This is a genomic window from Mycobacterium sp., from assembly GCF_965229265.1.
Lineage (GTDB): Bacteria > Actinomycetota > Actinomycetes > Mycobacteriales > Mycobacteriaceae > Mycobacterium.
In genome coordinates, this window is record NZ_CBDDIY010000010.1 from 305,321 (window position 1) to 321,005 (window position 15,685).

The 15,685-nt window shown below is 66.8% G+C and carries 5 protein-coding genes; all 5 read right to left on the bottom strand.

Going from position 1 to position 15,685, the window contains the following annotated elements; all coding sequences use genetic code 11:
- Nucleotides 1-52: 52 nt before the first annotated feature.
- Genes ADBZ9K_RS03625 through ADBZ9K_RS03645 form a run of 5 tightly spaced genes read right to left on the bottom strand, consistent with a single transcriptional unit; the run spans nt 53 to nt 15,643 of the window.
- Nucleotides 53-250 (bottom strand): MbtH family protein, encoded by a 198-nt coding sequence (locus ADBZ9K_RS03625; protein WP_526618558.1) that lies wholly within the window; start codon nt 248-250, stop codon nt 53-55.
- Nucleotides 231-1,520 carry an NADPH-dependent L-lysine N(6)-monooxygenase MbtG gene (gene mbtG, locus ADBZ9K_RS03630; protein WP_526618559.1) on the bottom strand — a complete coding sequence of 430 codons (1,290 nt, stop codon included), beginning with the start codon at nt 1,518-1,520 and terminating at the stop codon, nt 231-233. The genes ADBZ9K_RS03625 and mbtG overlap by 20 nt, the downstream gene beginning before the upstream one ends.
- Nucleotides 1,517-5,794: an amino acid adenylation domain-containing protein gene (locus ADBZ9K_RS03635; RefSeq protein ID WP_526618560.1), complete on the bottom strand. Its 4,278-nt coding sequence runs from the start codon at nt 5,792-5,794 to the stop codon at nt 1,517-1,519. Before ADBZ9K_RS03635 ends, mbtG begins: the two co-directional genes overlap by 4 nt.
- Complete coding sequence (locus tag ADBZ9K_RS03640; protein ID WP_526618562.1) at nt 5,791-12,228, bottom strand: non-ribosomal peptide synthetase; 6,438 nt, start codon at nt 12,226-12,228, stop codon at nt 5,791-5,793. Before ADBZ9K_RS03640 ends, ADBZ9K_RS03635 begins: the two co-directional genes overlap by 4 nt.
- Nucleotides 12,221-15,643 carry a non-ribosomal peptide synthetase gene (locus tag ADBZ9K_RS03645; protein WP_526620699.1) on the bottom strand — a complete coding sequence of 1,141 codons (3,423 nt, stop codon included), beginning with the start codon at nt 15,641-15,643 and terminating at the stop codon, nt 12,221-12,223. The genes ADBZ9K_RS03640 and ADBZ9K_RS03645 overlap by 8 nt, the downstream gene beginning before the upstream one ends.
- Nucleotides 15,644-15,685 lie beyond the last annotated feature (42 nt).

Below are 15,685 nucleotides of genomic sequence, written 5' to 3' on the forward strand. Positions count from 1 at the left end.
GTCCTTCTCGAGTTGTGTACGCGGACCTTGCGCCTGCCTGACTGTCGAGTGCTCAGCGCAAGCTCTTCGGGCGAATGTCGGACCAGTTCTGCTCGACGAACGACACGCAATCGGCACGGCTCGCATCGCCGAATACCCGCTGCCAGCCCGCGGGAATCTCGGCGAATGCCGGCCAGAGGCTGTGCTGCTCCTCATCGTTGATGAGCACAAAGAAGCGTCCGTCCTCATCATCAAAGGGGTTGGTATTCAACTCGTCTCCCATTCGTAGTAGGTGGGTGTGCGGACCATCGAGACCCGAGGATGCGATCGGACAACAAGCCCAGACAGCTCAGATTGGGAAATCCGGGACCCTGGGTGAGTCCAGACAGATTCGGGAGAAATAGCTTGGGCTGCACGTCGACAAGGGCAAGATCGTCGCCGATCGCCTGCTGCAGCCGGTCGCTACTCAGCGGCCCGTTCAGCCTGACCTCGAGCAAGTCCAGTACGTCCTGGCCAAGCAGCGGCAAGAACCAGAGCGAGTCCGCGCCCGATCCGTCGATCACCAGATCGAACCCGTGGACGGTCTCCATCCGTTCGCCGTGGCGGTCAGTGTGCAAGGTGATGCGGATCCGGTCGCCGGCGGCGACACCGTGCGCGACGCGGCCGCGCAAGTGCCGGATACGGTCGTCGGCCAGTAGCGAGTCCTGCACCCGGGCCGAGAAGACTCCGCGGTCGGTCCGCGCCATCATGTCGCGCCGCTCGGTGTGGGTCAGCCCGGCCCAATCGGTCGGGTCGCTGAACATCCGGTTCTCGAAGAAACTCTCCCCCCTGGTGAAAAGCGTGGCCTGCGGGGAAATTACGGTGATCGTGGAGACTCGGTGTTTGAACAGCTCATTGAGCATTGACGCGGCCGTTTCGCCGCCGCCGATCACCGCAACGCGCTCGGCATCGATGCGCCTACCGTCCGCGGCCAAATGCCAGAACTGGGCGATGGAGAGGACCTGCGGATGCCCGGGCAACACCGATCGATCCGCCTGACCGGGTCCGGTGATCATCACCGCGTCGGCGGTGATGACGTTGTCATGCGTGTGCAGCCTCCATGATGTTCCGTCCAATGACAGCCGCACAACCTCGCCGAGAACAACATTCAGCCCCGCTGCATCGGCGACCCAGCGCATATAGTTCGCCCAGTTTTCGTGCGTTGGAGCGGGTTTGCCGCGGTCGATCCACTCCGCAAAACGTCCAGTTGACACCAGGTAGGACTGCCAACTCAGCCGCGTCATTCGCTGGTCGACTTCCCCATTTCGGCCAGGCAGGATCGCCGATCGGTACGGGAAGCCGACATCCTTCTCCGGGCTGGTGCCCAGCCGATGCTGGCCGTCGGTCCAGCCACCGTCCGATCGCCAGTTGGCCGCGACCGAGGAGCGCTCGAGGGCCACGATTTCCGGGGTGGCCACTCCCATTTCCCGCAGCGTCGCGGCCTTGGCCGCCACCGCCACCGCCTTAGCTCCCGCACCGACGATCGCCAGGCGATCCGTCATCGATTCACCCCTGCCAATTCCTGGAGTATGTCGTGCCAGATGCTCTGCAGTGCAGCCACATCCGCATCACTGAAGATCGTCGGCAGCGTTCGCCACTGGGTGACCAGCTTGCCGCCAGCGACCGCCGCGACCAGGGTCAGCTCGTGGCGCACAGCGACCTCCGGTTCGGTCATGATCGGGACACGGGCGAGCAGTCCACGGTCAAGGAGCGAACCGGCGTCCAGGTCCAGCCGGCCAAGGTAATTGAGTAACACCTGGGGGCCGGGGTATCCGCGGAGTCGTTGGGCGGTGTCGCCGCGTAGGTAGCGCAGCAGCGCGTAGTCACCTGGCAGCCCGGATATCTCGGGCATCGGCGCACCAGGCCGAATGCGCAGCGGATAGATGGCGCTGAGTAGGCCGACCGTATCGTCGGCGTCCGGTCGTCCGTGTGTCTCCAGCGCCACCAGCGGCGTCGGGCAAACCTGGCCGCGCCGGTTACGCCAGCAGGCGATCAGTCGGGCGCACGCGTCGGCCAGCACGTCTTGGATCGGTGCCGGGCCACGCAGCAGTGCGGTAGTAGTGTCCGCTTCGGTGACTGTCACGGTGATCGTGAGGTCACCGAAGCGGTCCACACCTGGTCGAATTCGTCTGGCCCCCAGGGCAGGATCCTCGCCCCCGAGTTGGGCGAGCCAGAAGTCGACGGTGTCGAGTTCGGTCGCGCGCTCGGCGAGTGAATGCGCCCACCGACGGTAGCTGACCCGCTCCCCGCTGACCGGGCCACGTTCACCGGCTCCGGCCGCGGACCAGTTGGCCATCACCTCGCCGAGCACGATGCGCCAGGAGCCGGGGTCCATCGCCAACACATGAACGACCAGGACGAGCACGCCGGCGTCGCCGGAACCGTGCAGCCAGAGCGCTTCGGTCAACCATCCGCGCTCGGGATCCAATCGTTCGATCGCGGCGGCCGCGTGTTCGCTGACTGCGTCGGCGAGGTCACCGGAGACCACCACCTCTGCTAGCGGGATCGTCTGGCGCTGCGCCGGCAGGAACGTCATCGTCGAGAGGTCCAGTCGGCTGCGGAACATCTCATGTCCGGCGGCGATGCCGTCCAACAATGTGCGCAATCGGCGGTAAGTGGCGTCGGGAGGCAGTCGGATCGCTTCTATCTGCGACAACCGCCGTGGATTGCCATACTCGTAGAGCCAGTGTGCAGCGGGCAGAGCCGGGATCGGTCCCTGTGGTTCCGCTCCAGCGGCGATCTCCTCCGCGGCGTCCTTGTCCACCGCGGCCGCCAGTTCGCGCAGCGAACCACAGTCCAGAACCAGCCGTGCCCGCAGCGACAGTCCGTTGCGGCGAGCGATCTGGACCAGCGACAGTGCGGCAATACTGTCCAGGCCCTGCTCCAGCAAGTCGGCATCGATGTCGACGGTGTCGAGGCCGAGCAGTTCGGCGGCTGCCTGCCCGAGAGCGACTTCGGTCGCGGTTGCGGGCGACTCCGGCATGTCGTCTGCGCTCGCTGCGGCGGCGGCCAGCGTGGTCTCGTCGACCTTGCCGTTGGCGGTCAACGGAATGGCTTCGACGACAACCAGTCGATGAGGAAGCATATAGCGCGGCAGTCGGTTCCGCAGTAGTGGCCGCAGGTCGGTCGCGGCCACGTCACCGGCAACGTAGGCGATGAGCCTGGGCCCGGTCACCTGCCGGTGCACGGCCACGTGAGCATGCCGCACGCCGGGCACTTCTTCGAGCACCGCCTCGATCTCCCCCGGCTCGACGCGATGGCCGCGAATCTGGATCTGGGCGTCAGCCCGGCCGATGAAAACCAGCGCACCGTCGCGGTCACGGCGCACCAAGTCCCCGGTCCGGTACATCCGGCCACCGCCGGGCGCGGCGACGAACCGTGCCGCGGTCTCGGCGGGACGTCCAAGGTAGCCCCGGGTCACCTGTTCTCCGGCTAGGTACAGCTCGCCCACCACCCCGTCCGGAACCGGCTGCAACCACGAGTCGAGCACCACAGCTGCTGACGATCGAGTCGGATAGCCGATCACCGGTGCGTCGTGATCGGTGATCGCGGCCACGACGGCTTCGACGGTCGTCTCTGTCGGGCCGTAGCAGTTGTGGGCGGCGAACAGGTCCCCAGCGCAGGCCTTCCTGATGTCGGTCCAGTCCACCGACCCCACCGCCTCGCCGCCCAGGGCGAGCACGGACAGCGTGCCGTGATCCAACAGCCCCGCCTGGCGTAGGTTGGTGAACAACGATGGAGTGACGTCGAGCATGTCGATACCGTGTCGATCGATGACGCTGACAAGTGCTTCGGCGTCTCGGCGGTCGGTTTCGGCGATCAGGTGCACGGTGTGGCCGAACAACAGTCCGGCCAGCGGTTGCCAGGCGGCGTCGAAGGTGAACGACCAAGCATGGCCAATCCTCAGCGGCCTGCCGAGCCGCTCGGCCGCCGGGGCCAGCATTCGCTCGGCATGGTCATCGATGTAGGCCAGCAACCCGTGATGAGTTCCGATGACGCCCTTGGGTTCTCCGGTCGTGCCCGACGTGAACACCACGTAGGCGGCTTGGCCCGGCTTCGCCGGTGTCGAGAATCTCGGCGCGGTGCACGCCGCGGCGACGATGTCCTCGTCGATGATGAGCCGGGTGCCGGTTTGGGCCAGTATCGAGTCGACCCGGCCGCTCGGCATCGACGGGTCGAGTGGCACATACAGGCCACCCGCCTTGAGCACACCAAGCATCGCGACCACGTAGTCCACACCGCGCGGTAGCCGAATGGCGACCGGGGTTTCGCCACGCACGCCGGAATCGGCGAGAAGTCCGGCGAGCCGATCTGACCGCTCATGCAGGTCGCCGTAACTCAACTGGCCATCGTCCCACCGTAGGGCAATCGAATCAGGCTGTGCAGCAGCGATTTCAGCGAATCTACTGGCTACTCCGCCGCCGGCCGCGACGGAGCGAACGGGCACGCTGAGCGCGATGGCTTCGCCGTGGAGCAGGATCGCGACCCGGCCCATGGGCCGGTCCCACATGTCGATCAGCCGGCGCATCGTCTGCAGCACTCGCCGGCCGAGTGTGTCCGGAGTCATCATGCCCAGCGCATTGTCGGTGACTTCCACCAGCAGCGTCAGCTCGGCGGTGTTGCGGTAGGCGGCGACGGTGACCGGAAAGTGAGTCAGGCTCTCCATCGCGGCCGGGCGGAACCGGACCTCCCCCGCCGCAAAATCCTGACCGCCGACCACGCCGGCAGGCGGGAAGCTCTCGTAGACCAGGAGCGTGTCGAACATCTCGCCGACCCCGGCCATGGCCCGCAGCTGGGAGTGTGTCAGGTAGCTGTGGTCACGCAGCTTGGCGGCCTCCCGCTGCAGGGATGAACATTGCTGGGCAACAGTGCTGTTCGCATCCAGACGAACCCGTAGTGGGAGCGTGTTGATGAACAGCCCGACCATGGTCTCCACACCGGCGAGTTCGGGGGGACGTCCGGACACGGTGACGCCGAACACGACGTCGGCACGATCGGTCAGCCGCGACAGAATCAACGCCCAGGCCATCTGCATCAGTGTGTTGAGAGTGATGCCCCGAGAGCGGGCTGCTGCGGCCAATCGATCGGTCTCGGGCCCGGGCAGCGTGAGCTCGGTGCGCTTGGGCAGCCCCGAACCGCCGCCGCCCAATGCAGGCGAGAGCATGGTCGGACCCGGAAGCCCCGCGAGGTGTTGACGCCAGAGTTGTTCGCCGGCTTGAGGATCACGCTCGGCTAGCCAGCCGATGTAGTCGCGGTAGGGCCGTGGTGCGGGCAGCGTATCGGCATTGCCACCGATGCGGTACAGCGTGAGCATCTCGCCGATGAAGACCGGCAACGACCAGCCGTCGATGACGATGTGGTGAGCGGTGACCACCAGCCGCCACCGCAGCTCGGGTAACTCGATGAGCAGAAAGCGGATCAACGGACCATCGTGCAAGCTGAACGGTCTACTGCGTTCCAGCTGCTCGAGTTCGGCGGCCTGGAGGTCGTCCGCCGCGTGCTCGCGTCGCCACGGCAGGTCCACCGTGGTGGGCACGATCTGTACGGGCCGCGGCACGTCCTGGTGCCAGAAGCTGGCGCGCAGGTTGGGATGGCGGACCAGCATCGCCGATGCGCAGTCGCGCAACAGTGCGGCATCGAGCGGCCCGGCCACATCGGCGGTCATCGCGATGACGTAGGGGTCCTCGGCGTCGGTTCCGATCAGCGTTGCGTGTGAGTAAAGCCCCAGTTGGAGCGGCGACAACGCCAGGACATCCTCGATATCAGCGGAGGTCACGAGGGGCGCGCCTTCGACCACGACGACTTCAGCGCGGCCAGATCACCCGCAGATAGTCCCGACACAGTCATCGGCTGGTGCCTGGTGTCGGCGCCGCTCTCACGTGGTCCGGCGTGCACCCCGTTGTCGATAGCACCGGCCAGCGTCGCCACGGTGGGGTGTTCGAAGATCGTCCGGGGCTCGACCGGTAAGCCTGCGGCCCGCATCCGTGCGGCCAATTGCACCGACAAGATGCTGTCTCCGCCGAGCGTGAAGAAGTCGTCTTCCCTGCCGATTTCGGCCACGTCGAGCAGTTGTTCCATCGTCGCGGCGACCGCCCGCTCGGTGTCGGTTCGGGCCGGCTCGCTCGCACCGGTGGTGTGCACTTCGGGCCGCGGAAGCCCGGGCCGGTTGAGCTTGCCGGACTCCGTGGTGGGCATCACGTCGAGCACCGAGATTGTCGCCGGTGTCATGTAGCCCGGCAGCGCCGCAGCGACCGACACGCGTACCGCCGCGGCAAACGCTCCCGGATCTGCCACCGGCTCGTGCGGCACCACGTACCCGGCCAGGCTGGCTCCACTGGGCCCGTCCCAGGTACGCGCGGCCGCGACGGCTACCCCGTCGGCCGCCTTCAGCGCGGCTTCGACCTCGGCCAGCTCCACCCGGAATCCCCGCACCTTCACCTGGTGGTCGGTGCGGCCGACGAACTCGAGTCTGCCGTCCTCGGTCCAGCGTGCACGATCGCCACTTCGGTAGAAGCGTGAGCCCGGCTCGGCGGCATAGGGATTAGGAATGAACCGAGTGGCAGTCAAGCCCGGCTGCTTCCAGTACCCGCGGGCGATTTGTTCTCCCGCGTAATACAGCTCGCCGACAACCCCCGCCGGCACCGGGGCCAGCGCATCATCGAGGAGGTAGACCTGCGAGCCCTCCATCGGATTGCCGATCTTGGGCGCGGGGAGATCGAGCGGACCGCGGATCAGCGCACCGGAGGTCTCGGTGGCGCCGATGGCGTTGAGCAGTTCGACTGTCGAGCTGTCGCCCACGCACGCGACCAGCCGCTGCAACAGCGAGACACTCACCGGCTCGCCGCAGCACACCAGCCTGCGCAGCGACCGCACGACATCGGGCGCGCTGTCGACGAGCGCGGACACCAGGCTAGCGACTCCGGTGACCTGGACGACCGAATGTCGCTCGATCAACCGGGCCAGTGCCTCGGCATCGCGATGCTCGACATCGTCGGCGATGATCAGCGTCGACCCGGCAGCAAGCCCGGCGAGTGTCTCGATACAACCTTCGAGGAAGGTCATCGGCGCCTGGGCCAGCCGGATGTCGTTGCCAGACACCGGATAATGCTCCAACTGCCAGGTCAATCGTGTGCTCATCGCGCGGTGGGTCCCCACCACGCCCTTCGGTTTCCCGGTGGATCCCGAAGTGAACATCAGGTACATCGGGTCGTCCGGGTGCGGCGGAGGAAGGGGGCCAACCGGATCTGCGGCGTCCAGTTCCAGCTGGATCGCCGGATCATCCATGGAAATCAGTGTGACCCCGTCGGTCACGGGCATAGACGCACCGGCTTCGGCGGTGACGACCACCACCGGAGGCGCGACGTCGTCGAGCATGAACTGCTTACGGGCCCTCGGGTAGGTGGGATCCAACGGGAAGAAGGCGGCGCCGGCTTTCATGATCCCGACCAGCGCTACAACGAGGCCGATCCCGCGGCGCATCGACATTCCGACCAGCGAGCCGGGGCCTACTCCGTGGCGCACGAGCAAGTGCGCGAACCGATCCGAACGGTGATGCAGTGCAGGGTAATCGAGTTGCTGCTCACCACACCGCAGCGCAACTCGGTCGCTGTCCCACGCCCGACTGGCCTCGAGCAGACCCGGCACAGTCCGCGGTCGATCCGCGGGTGACTTCGGGCCCCGACTCTGCTCGAGCACCTGCTTCTGCTCGCTGGCACCCAACAGGGTGACGTCACGCAGCCTGGTGTCTGGACTGGATGCGAATGCCTCAACGACCTGGGTCAGCCAATCGGCGAACCGCTGCATGGTCGACGGGTGGTACAGCTCAGTGCGGTAGATGAGATGCCCACGGTAACCGTCGTCACCGACGAAGAAGTTCACACTCAGATCGGCGTGGGCCACATCGAAGGTGGGCTCTAGTGCGGTGAAGCAGGTTTCCCCGTTGGGTCCGGACTCGATCAGTTGGCGTTCGGGAAGCTCCTCGCGGACGTGGACGACCACCTGGAATAGCGGGTTGCGCGACAACGACCGCACCGGGTTCACCGCGTCGACCACCCTGTCGAACGGAAGGTCGGAGTTGGCATAGGCCGCCAGTGCCGTCTCCCGCGCGCGCAGCAGCGATTCCCGCAGGGACGGATTGCCCGACAGATCGTTACGCAGCACCAGGATGTTGACGAAAAAGCCGACTAAGCTGTCCAGTTCGGTGTCAGTTCGGCCGGCGACCGGTGTACCGAGCGGGATGTCGGTGCCACCACCGGCCTTGTGCAGGACGATGGCGACGGCCGTCTGCAGGAGCATGAACTCGGTGATGCCCAGCTCGCGGCTCAATGCGGTGAGCCGCTTTCGGACACCGGCGTCGAACCGGAGCGGGATGGCCGCTCCGGCGCCGCCAGCCATCGACGGCCGCGGGAGATCCGGGCGAAGTCCGGTGTCCTCCGGCAGGCCGTCGAGTTGGTGCACCCAGAACTGTCGCTGGGTGTCCATCAGGTCGGTATTGGACAACAACTGGATCTGCCAGGCCGCGTAGTCGCGGTACTGGACCGGCAGAGGCTGCCAGGACGGTGCGGTGCCCGCGCGCCGGGCACGGTATGCGGCCAGTACATCACTGAACAGCACTCCGGCTGACCAGTGGTCAGCCGCGATGTGATGCACGACCATCGACAGCACGCATTCTCCTGGTGCAGTCAACACGGCAACGCGGATCGGCAACTGGTCCTCGAGTTCGAAGCGATGCGCCCGCTCCTCGTCGAGTTGGTTTGTCAGCCACTGCTCATCCGGTCCGTCGAGGCGCCTCACCCCGGCGGCGTCACCGCTCTCGACGACCTGATGGGGCACACCGTCGATCTCCCGATAGACCGTCCGCAGGATCTCGTGGCGCGCGATCACGTCCCCGACGGCGGCGACCAGTGCTTCGATGTCGACAGGTCCGGTCAACCGGGCGGCGAAGGGAATGTTGTTCACCGGGCTCGGGCCGTCCACGCGGTACTGGAACCAGCTCCGCAGCTGCGCGGCCGACAAGGCAGACCGCGGGCTTCCCTCATGGGCCGCGACAAGCCGCGGCCGGGACGGGTTTGAGCGGCTCGCGAGCAGATCGTCGATCAGTGCGGCGAGGTCACCGACGGTTCCCGCTTCGAAGACGTTACGCACACTGACGTCGACACCGCAGCCCTCCCGAATCGCTGCAACGAGCTTGGTCGCTAGCAACGAGTGCCCGCCGAGACCGAAGAACGAATCGTCACAGCCCACTTCGTCGGCGCCGAGCAACCGCGCGAACAACGCGGCAACCGTGCGCTCGGTCTCGGTGCCCGGTGCCCGGTACTCGACCACCGGTCCGATCTCGGGGGCCGGCAGCGCCGCCCGATCCAGTTTGCCGTTGGCGGTCACCGGAATCTCGTCGACAACGACGTAGGCGGCCGGGATCATGTAGTCGGGTAAGGCCGCGGCCACCCTGACCCTGATCCGCTCGACGTCGACGTCTTCACCGGCGGCCGGAGCGAGATAGGCAACCAGGCTCTTGCCAAGCTGCGGTAGGTCGGTGGCAACCACCACCGCGTTGGCGACGCTCGGGTCGACAGTGACGGCGGCAGCCACCTCGCCGAGCTCGATGCGGAAGCCGCGGATCTTGACCTGCTCGTCCGCACGGCCCACGAACTCCAGGTCGCCGTCACGGTTCCGCCGGGCCAGATCGCCGGAGCGGTAGAGGCGCGCACCCGGGTTGAACGGGTCAGCAACAAAACGTTCGGCGGTCAGCCCCGGCTGGCGGTGATAGCCATGCGCCAATTGCGTACCACCGATGTAGATCTCGCCGATGACGTCGACCGGGACGGGCCGCAGCGCTTCATCGAGGAGATAGATCTGCGTATTGATCTTGGGTGTGCCGATCGGCACCACGCGGGAGCCCTGCCTGCCTTGCACCTTGTAGCGGGAGGCATTGATCACCGTCTCGGTCGGCCCGTAGAAGTTGTGCAGCAGCGCGTCGAAGGTGGCATGGAACTTGTCGGCGAGCTCGCCGGGAAGCGCTTCACCACCGATGGGCACCCTGCGCAGGGTCCGCCACTGTTCGACGCCGGGCAGCGACAGGAACAGGCCCAGCAGAGACGGGACAAAGTGCATCGAGGTGATAGCTTCGCGGTGCAGCAGATCGGTGAGATACCCGATGTCACGTAGCCCGTCGCTGCGTGGGATAACCAGTCGAGCGCCCTGAGCCAGCACCCCGAATATCTCGCCGATCGACACGTCGAAACTCGGTGAGGCGACCTGCAGCAGCCGATCGTCAGGACCGATGCGGTATTCCTGGGCGAACCACCGGAAATAGTCGGCGACGGGCCGGTGCGGGACGGGTACACCTTTGGGCATGCCGGTCGACCCGGAGGTGTAGATCAGGTACGCGGTGTTGTTCGGACCGACCGGTCGGGCCAGGCTCGACGGCTCGGGTGCGGCGGGCGAATAGCCTTCGGTCCCGGTGATCGGCTCGCGGACGACCATCTTGGGGTCGGCGTCGGCGAGGATGTAGGCGATGCGATCGGGTGGGTACTCGGGATCGACCGGCAGGTAGACAGCGCCCGCCTTGGCGATGCCCAGTGAGGTGATCACGAGTTCGGGCGACTTGTCCAGCAGCACCGCAACCCGGTCTTCGGCGCCGATGCCCTGCGCCGCGAACCAGTGCGCGTGGCGGTTGGCTGCGTCGTTGATGTCGCGGTAGCTGTAGTGGCGTCCCTCGTAGACGACGGCGGTCGCATCGGGCTGTCGCACCGCCTGATCGGCGATCAGGTCACCGAGTGTCATGGCCGGTCTTTCGAAGTCCTCACCGCGCGAGACCTGGACCAGCCATGCGCTCTCGGCGTCATCGAGCAGCTTGAGGTCGGCCAGCACGCAATCCGGTTGGGATAGGGCGTCGTTGAGAAGGACGACGAAGCTCTTCAGCATTTGGCGGGCCAGCGCGGCGTCGATCATTTCTGTGAGGTATTCGACCTCCACCTCCACTTCCCCACCGGTGAACTCGACCATGAATCCCAATGGGAGCTGGGCGAACTGGCTGCGCAGATCGGTGCGCCGGCATTCGATGCCCGGTGGGTTGAAGCCGTCGCCGTCCGGCTCCCGCATGCCGAAGCCCACCCGCGCCATCCGCTCCACGCCGTAGCGGCGATCGGGGTTGAGTTCACGTACCACCCGGTCGAGGTTGACGCGCTGATGGGCGAAGGCACCCATGGCGGTGTCGCGCGCGGCCGCGACCAAATCGCCGAAGCTGCACCAGCGGCTCGGCCGCATGCGCAGCGCGACGGTGTTGCCGTAGTAGCCGATGACATCATCTGAGGTGCGGTTGAGGACCGGTGCGGCGACCAGGAAATCGTCGGTGTGGGTGTAGCGATACACCACGGCCGAGAATGCGGCCAGTAACACCATGTAGGGCGTCGCCCCGGTCTGGTGGGCCAGCGTGGTCACCGCATCGACGGTGTGGGCATCCAATCGGGTGGTGTGCCGCTCGGCCCGCCACTGAGAAGGCACCGCGGAGCCATTGGGGCCGGGAAGCTCCAGTGGTTCGGGCGGGTCGGCGAGCAGCGTGCGCCAATAACCCACGTCCGCGTCGTCGGTGCCGGAGACCGGTGGTTCGGGAGTCGCCGCCGGCGCGAGCGCGCCGTCCTGGTAGGCGCGGGTGAGGTCGGCGAAAAACACCCGCCACGAGGCGTCGTCCCAGGCGATGTGGTGGGCCGCCAGCAACAACACGTGCTCATCGAACCCGGTGCGGGCCAGAGTGATTCGTAACGGAGCCTCCGCGCTCAGGTCGAATGCCGTGGTGAAGGTACGTTGCGCGAGGACCTCTAGCCGCAGGCCGCGCGCTTGCGGGCTGAGTTCGGAGAGGTCGTGCTCGGACCAGCCGGGCTCGAGGTCGTCGTGGACGGACGACTGCGGTTCACCGTCAGCACCGGTGTGGTAAGTCGTACGCAAGATCGGGTGCCGCGCTCCGACCGCGTTGACAGCAGCGTGTAACCGGTGTGAGTCGAGGACACCTGTCAACCGATGCGAAACACACACGTTCAGCAGCGCGCCGGTGCTGTCGATGGAATGGACGAACCACATCCGCCGCTGTCCGTCGGACATGGCCGTCGGGCCGGCCGTCGCCTCCGGCTGGCTCGCCAGGCCCCGCTGAGCCAGCCTCTGGCGCAACAGCTCCAGACGCTGCTGATCGAACGGGTCGGCAAGGGTGTCAGTCATGTGATCTCCGGGTGAGCGCCAAGGCGACGTCGGCGGTGTCCATGTCGGCCACTTCGAGGTAGAGCTCGGCGATAGCTGCGAGCCGATCGGGGGGGTCGAGCTCGACGAGGCGGTGGGCCAAGGCTTCGACGGTGCGAGCGGCGAAGATGTCGGCGACGCTGATGCCCGCGACATGCAACCGTTGGCGGATCCGCGCCACCACGGTGGTGGCCAGCACGGAGTCGGCGCCGAGCGCGAAGAAGTCGTCGGTGGCACCAAGTTGGGCCACGCCGAGCACCTCGCCCACGATCGCGGAAAGCGCGAACTGCAGTGGCCCGGACGGGGGGCGGTGCCCACCCGAGGGCTCGGCGGTGGCGGCCAGACGTCGGGCCACCGCGGTGCGGTCGACCTTTCCGCCGACGGTGTAGGGAATCCGGTCCAGCACCTCGATGTGCTGCGGAACCATATGCGCTGGAAGGTCTTTGAGCAAGAGTTTCCGAAGCGACTCACTTGTCACTCCTGCGGTGGCCAGTTCGACAGCCGCGACCAACCGGTCCTGCGAACCGGCCCTGAGGGGGGTGGTCACGGCGACGGCACCCGACACGCCGGGCAGTCGGTGCAGCGCCGCCTCCACTTCGCCGAGTTCCACGCGGTAGCCGCTGATCTTGACCCGATGATCGGCTCGCCCGACGAATTCGCACGTCCCGTCTGGCCAATAGCGCGCAAGGTCGCCGGTGCGATACCAGGTGGCGCCGTCATGCTCGACGAACCGCTCGACGGTCAGATCGGGCCTGCCGCGATACCCGCGGGCGATACCGCGCCCCCCGATCCAGAGCTCGCCGACTACCCAGTCCGGGCAGTCAGCGCCGGCAGCGCTCACCACACGGCAACGGTTGTTCGGCAACGGCTTTCCGAATGGGATCGCGGTCCACGGCTCGGGGACGTCGATTACCTCGCAGATCGTGTTGTGAATCGCCGTCTCGGTAGCGCCACCGAGGCCGGCGAACCGGACCGCGGGGGCGCGATCGCGCAACCGCCGCGCCATTGCTGGGGTAACCCAATCGCCACCGGTCGGCACCACCCGGACAGATGGGAGGGGGCCGGCCACGTCGAGCAACATCGCCAGCCAGCCGGGCAGGAAGTGCAGCACCGTGACGCAGTGGCGTTCGATGAGGCGCACCCAGTGATCGGGGTCGCGTCGATGCTCTTCGTCGACGACTACGATTGCGCCGCCGCTGGCCAACGTGGCGAAGACATCCAACACCGAGATGTCGCACTCCAGCGTGGAAAGCGCCAGGCACCGGTCCTGTGGCCCGAGCGCGAAATGTCCGGTGATGAACTCGACGGTGTTCATCGCGGCGTCGTGAGTGACCTCGACGCCTTTGGGCTCACCGGTGGAACCCGAGGTGAACAGCACATAGGCAAGGCGGTCCGGATCGCCACTATGCCATGCTGTTTCAGTGCCGGCGCCGCGGGCGATCGCGTCAGCCACCGTCAAGGCGGGAACCGGTACGGCAGGCAACTCGCTGCCACAGATCAGCGCGATGTCCGCCGCCCCGGTTGCGATGATCCGTTGCGCGCGGTCGGCCGGCTGGTCAGCACCGATCGGCAGGTAGGCCGCCCCGGCGGCATGGATACCGAGCAGCGCGGGTACCTGTTCAACGGTCTTGGGTCCGAGTACCGCGACCGTTCCCCCGTCGGGAAGCCCGGCTGCCCGCAGCGCGGCGGCCACCGCCAGCGCCTGTTCGCGCAGCTGCGCGTAGGTGAGATCGCCCATGCTGCTGAACACCGCGGGTGCCTCGGGCTGTTGCGCGGCGGTGTCGAAAAACCCGTCGTGCAACATCTTTCCGCTCGGTGCGGTGCTGGAGATCAATGCAGTCCGGACGGCGCGCTGCGACGACGGCAACAGTGGCAACCGGGGGCCCTCCCACGCGTCGTCGTCATCTGCCAGGCGCTGCACCTCGTCGATGTGGTGGGCAAACATCGCGTCGATCACGCCCGGACGAAACGCGCCCTCCCGGATATCCCAGTTCAGCAGGACGCCGCCGTCGAACTCGGTGACCTGAGCGTCGAGCAAGACCTGCGGTCCCTGCGAGATGATCCAGTCGGGTCTGCCGAATTGTTCTGTTACATCGGGCGCGAACAGTTCGCCCAGGCCGAGGGCACTGGTGAAGACGACCGGCGCGAGCACCTGTGTTCCCCGGTGTCGGCCGAGGTCACGCAGCACCGACAGACCGGGATACGACGCGTGCGCCGCTGCCTCGTGCATGGTCTGCTGCAACACCCGGGCCCGCTGGGTAGGGGTGTCCGCGTTGACGAGATCGACGTCGAGCAATAGCGATGAGGTGAAGTCGCCGACCACCTTGTCGATGTCGGGATGCAGCGGCTCCCGGCCGAAAAGCGGGATGTTGAGCAGAAATCGGGGTTCGGCTGACCAGCTGGCGACGGTGTCGGCGAACGAGGCGGCCAGCGCCATCGCGGGCGTCACCCCGTGCCTTCGGGCGCGTTCGAAGAGTGCATCCCGCGTCCGCGGATCCAGCCAATGCCAGCGACGTCCCGATCGATGCGGTTCGCTCTGTTGGGTTGCGGGAACCAGCGGCAGAGCCGGCGCGTCGGGCAGCTCGGGCAAGCGGCCCGCCCACCACAGCCGATCGGCCTCGAACTTGTCCGATGGTGAAACTTCTTGGCGGTAACGCTGATAGGTGTAGCCGATTTCGTCGAGTACGCCCCCGCGGTACAGCGCGGCGAGATCGGCCATCAACGTCCGATAGCTCATCGCGTCCGCGGCCTGCATATCGAGGTCGACATGCAGTCGGCTGCGCTCACCGGGTAGCAGCGTCAACGTCAGCTCAAATACCTGTCCGGTCAGCTGCTGCTGCGACTTCGTTGTACGGATCTCGGCCAGCCGTTGCTCAACCGTTGCGGTGTCGAACCCGCGAAGATCCACGATCGCGAGTGGGTACGGGTCCGGTGGGGAGCAGATGCGCTGGGTACCGTCGGGCAGGAACTCGACGCGCAACATCGGATGGCGGGCCGCCAACGCTGTGGCCGCGTGCTGGATGCGTTCGGGGTCCACCGCCGCACCGTCGAACTCCACGTAGAGATGCCCGGCCACGCCACCAAGCTGTTGGTCGCCGTGCCTGCCGATCCACATCGCGTGCTGCATGGGCGCCATCGGGAAAGGTGCACCATCGGCCGGCTGCGGCTGGACCGGAGCCGGCTCGGCGGGGTCGGCTGACGTCAGCAACTCAGCCCAGGCCCGCACCGACGGCGCGGCGGCGAGCCGGGCGAAGTCGACGTCAAAACCCGCGCGGCGCCAGCGCCCTGCCAGTGCCATCATCCGGATCGAGTCCAGGCCCTGTGCGATCAGATCACCGTCCGGGTCGATATCGGCGCAGTCGATGCCGAGCACGTCAGCGATCCGGTCGGTGATCATGGCCGCCTCAGCCGCGGTCACTGTAGCCTCCTCCTTCAGAAC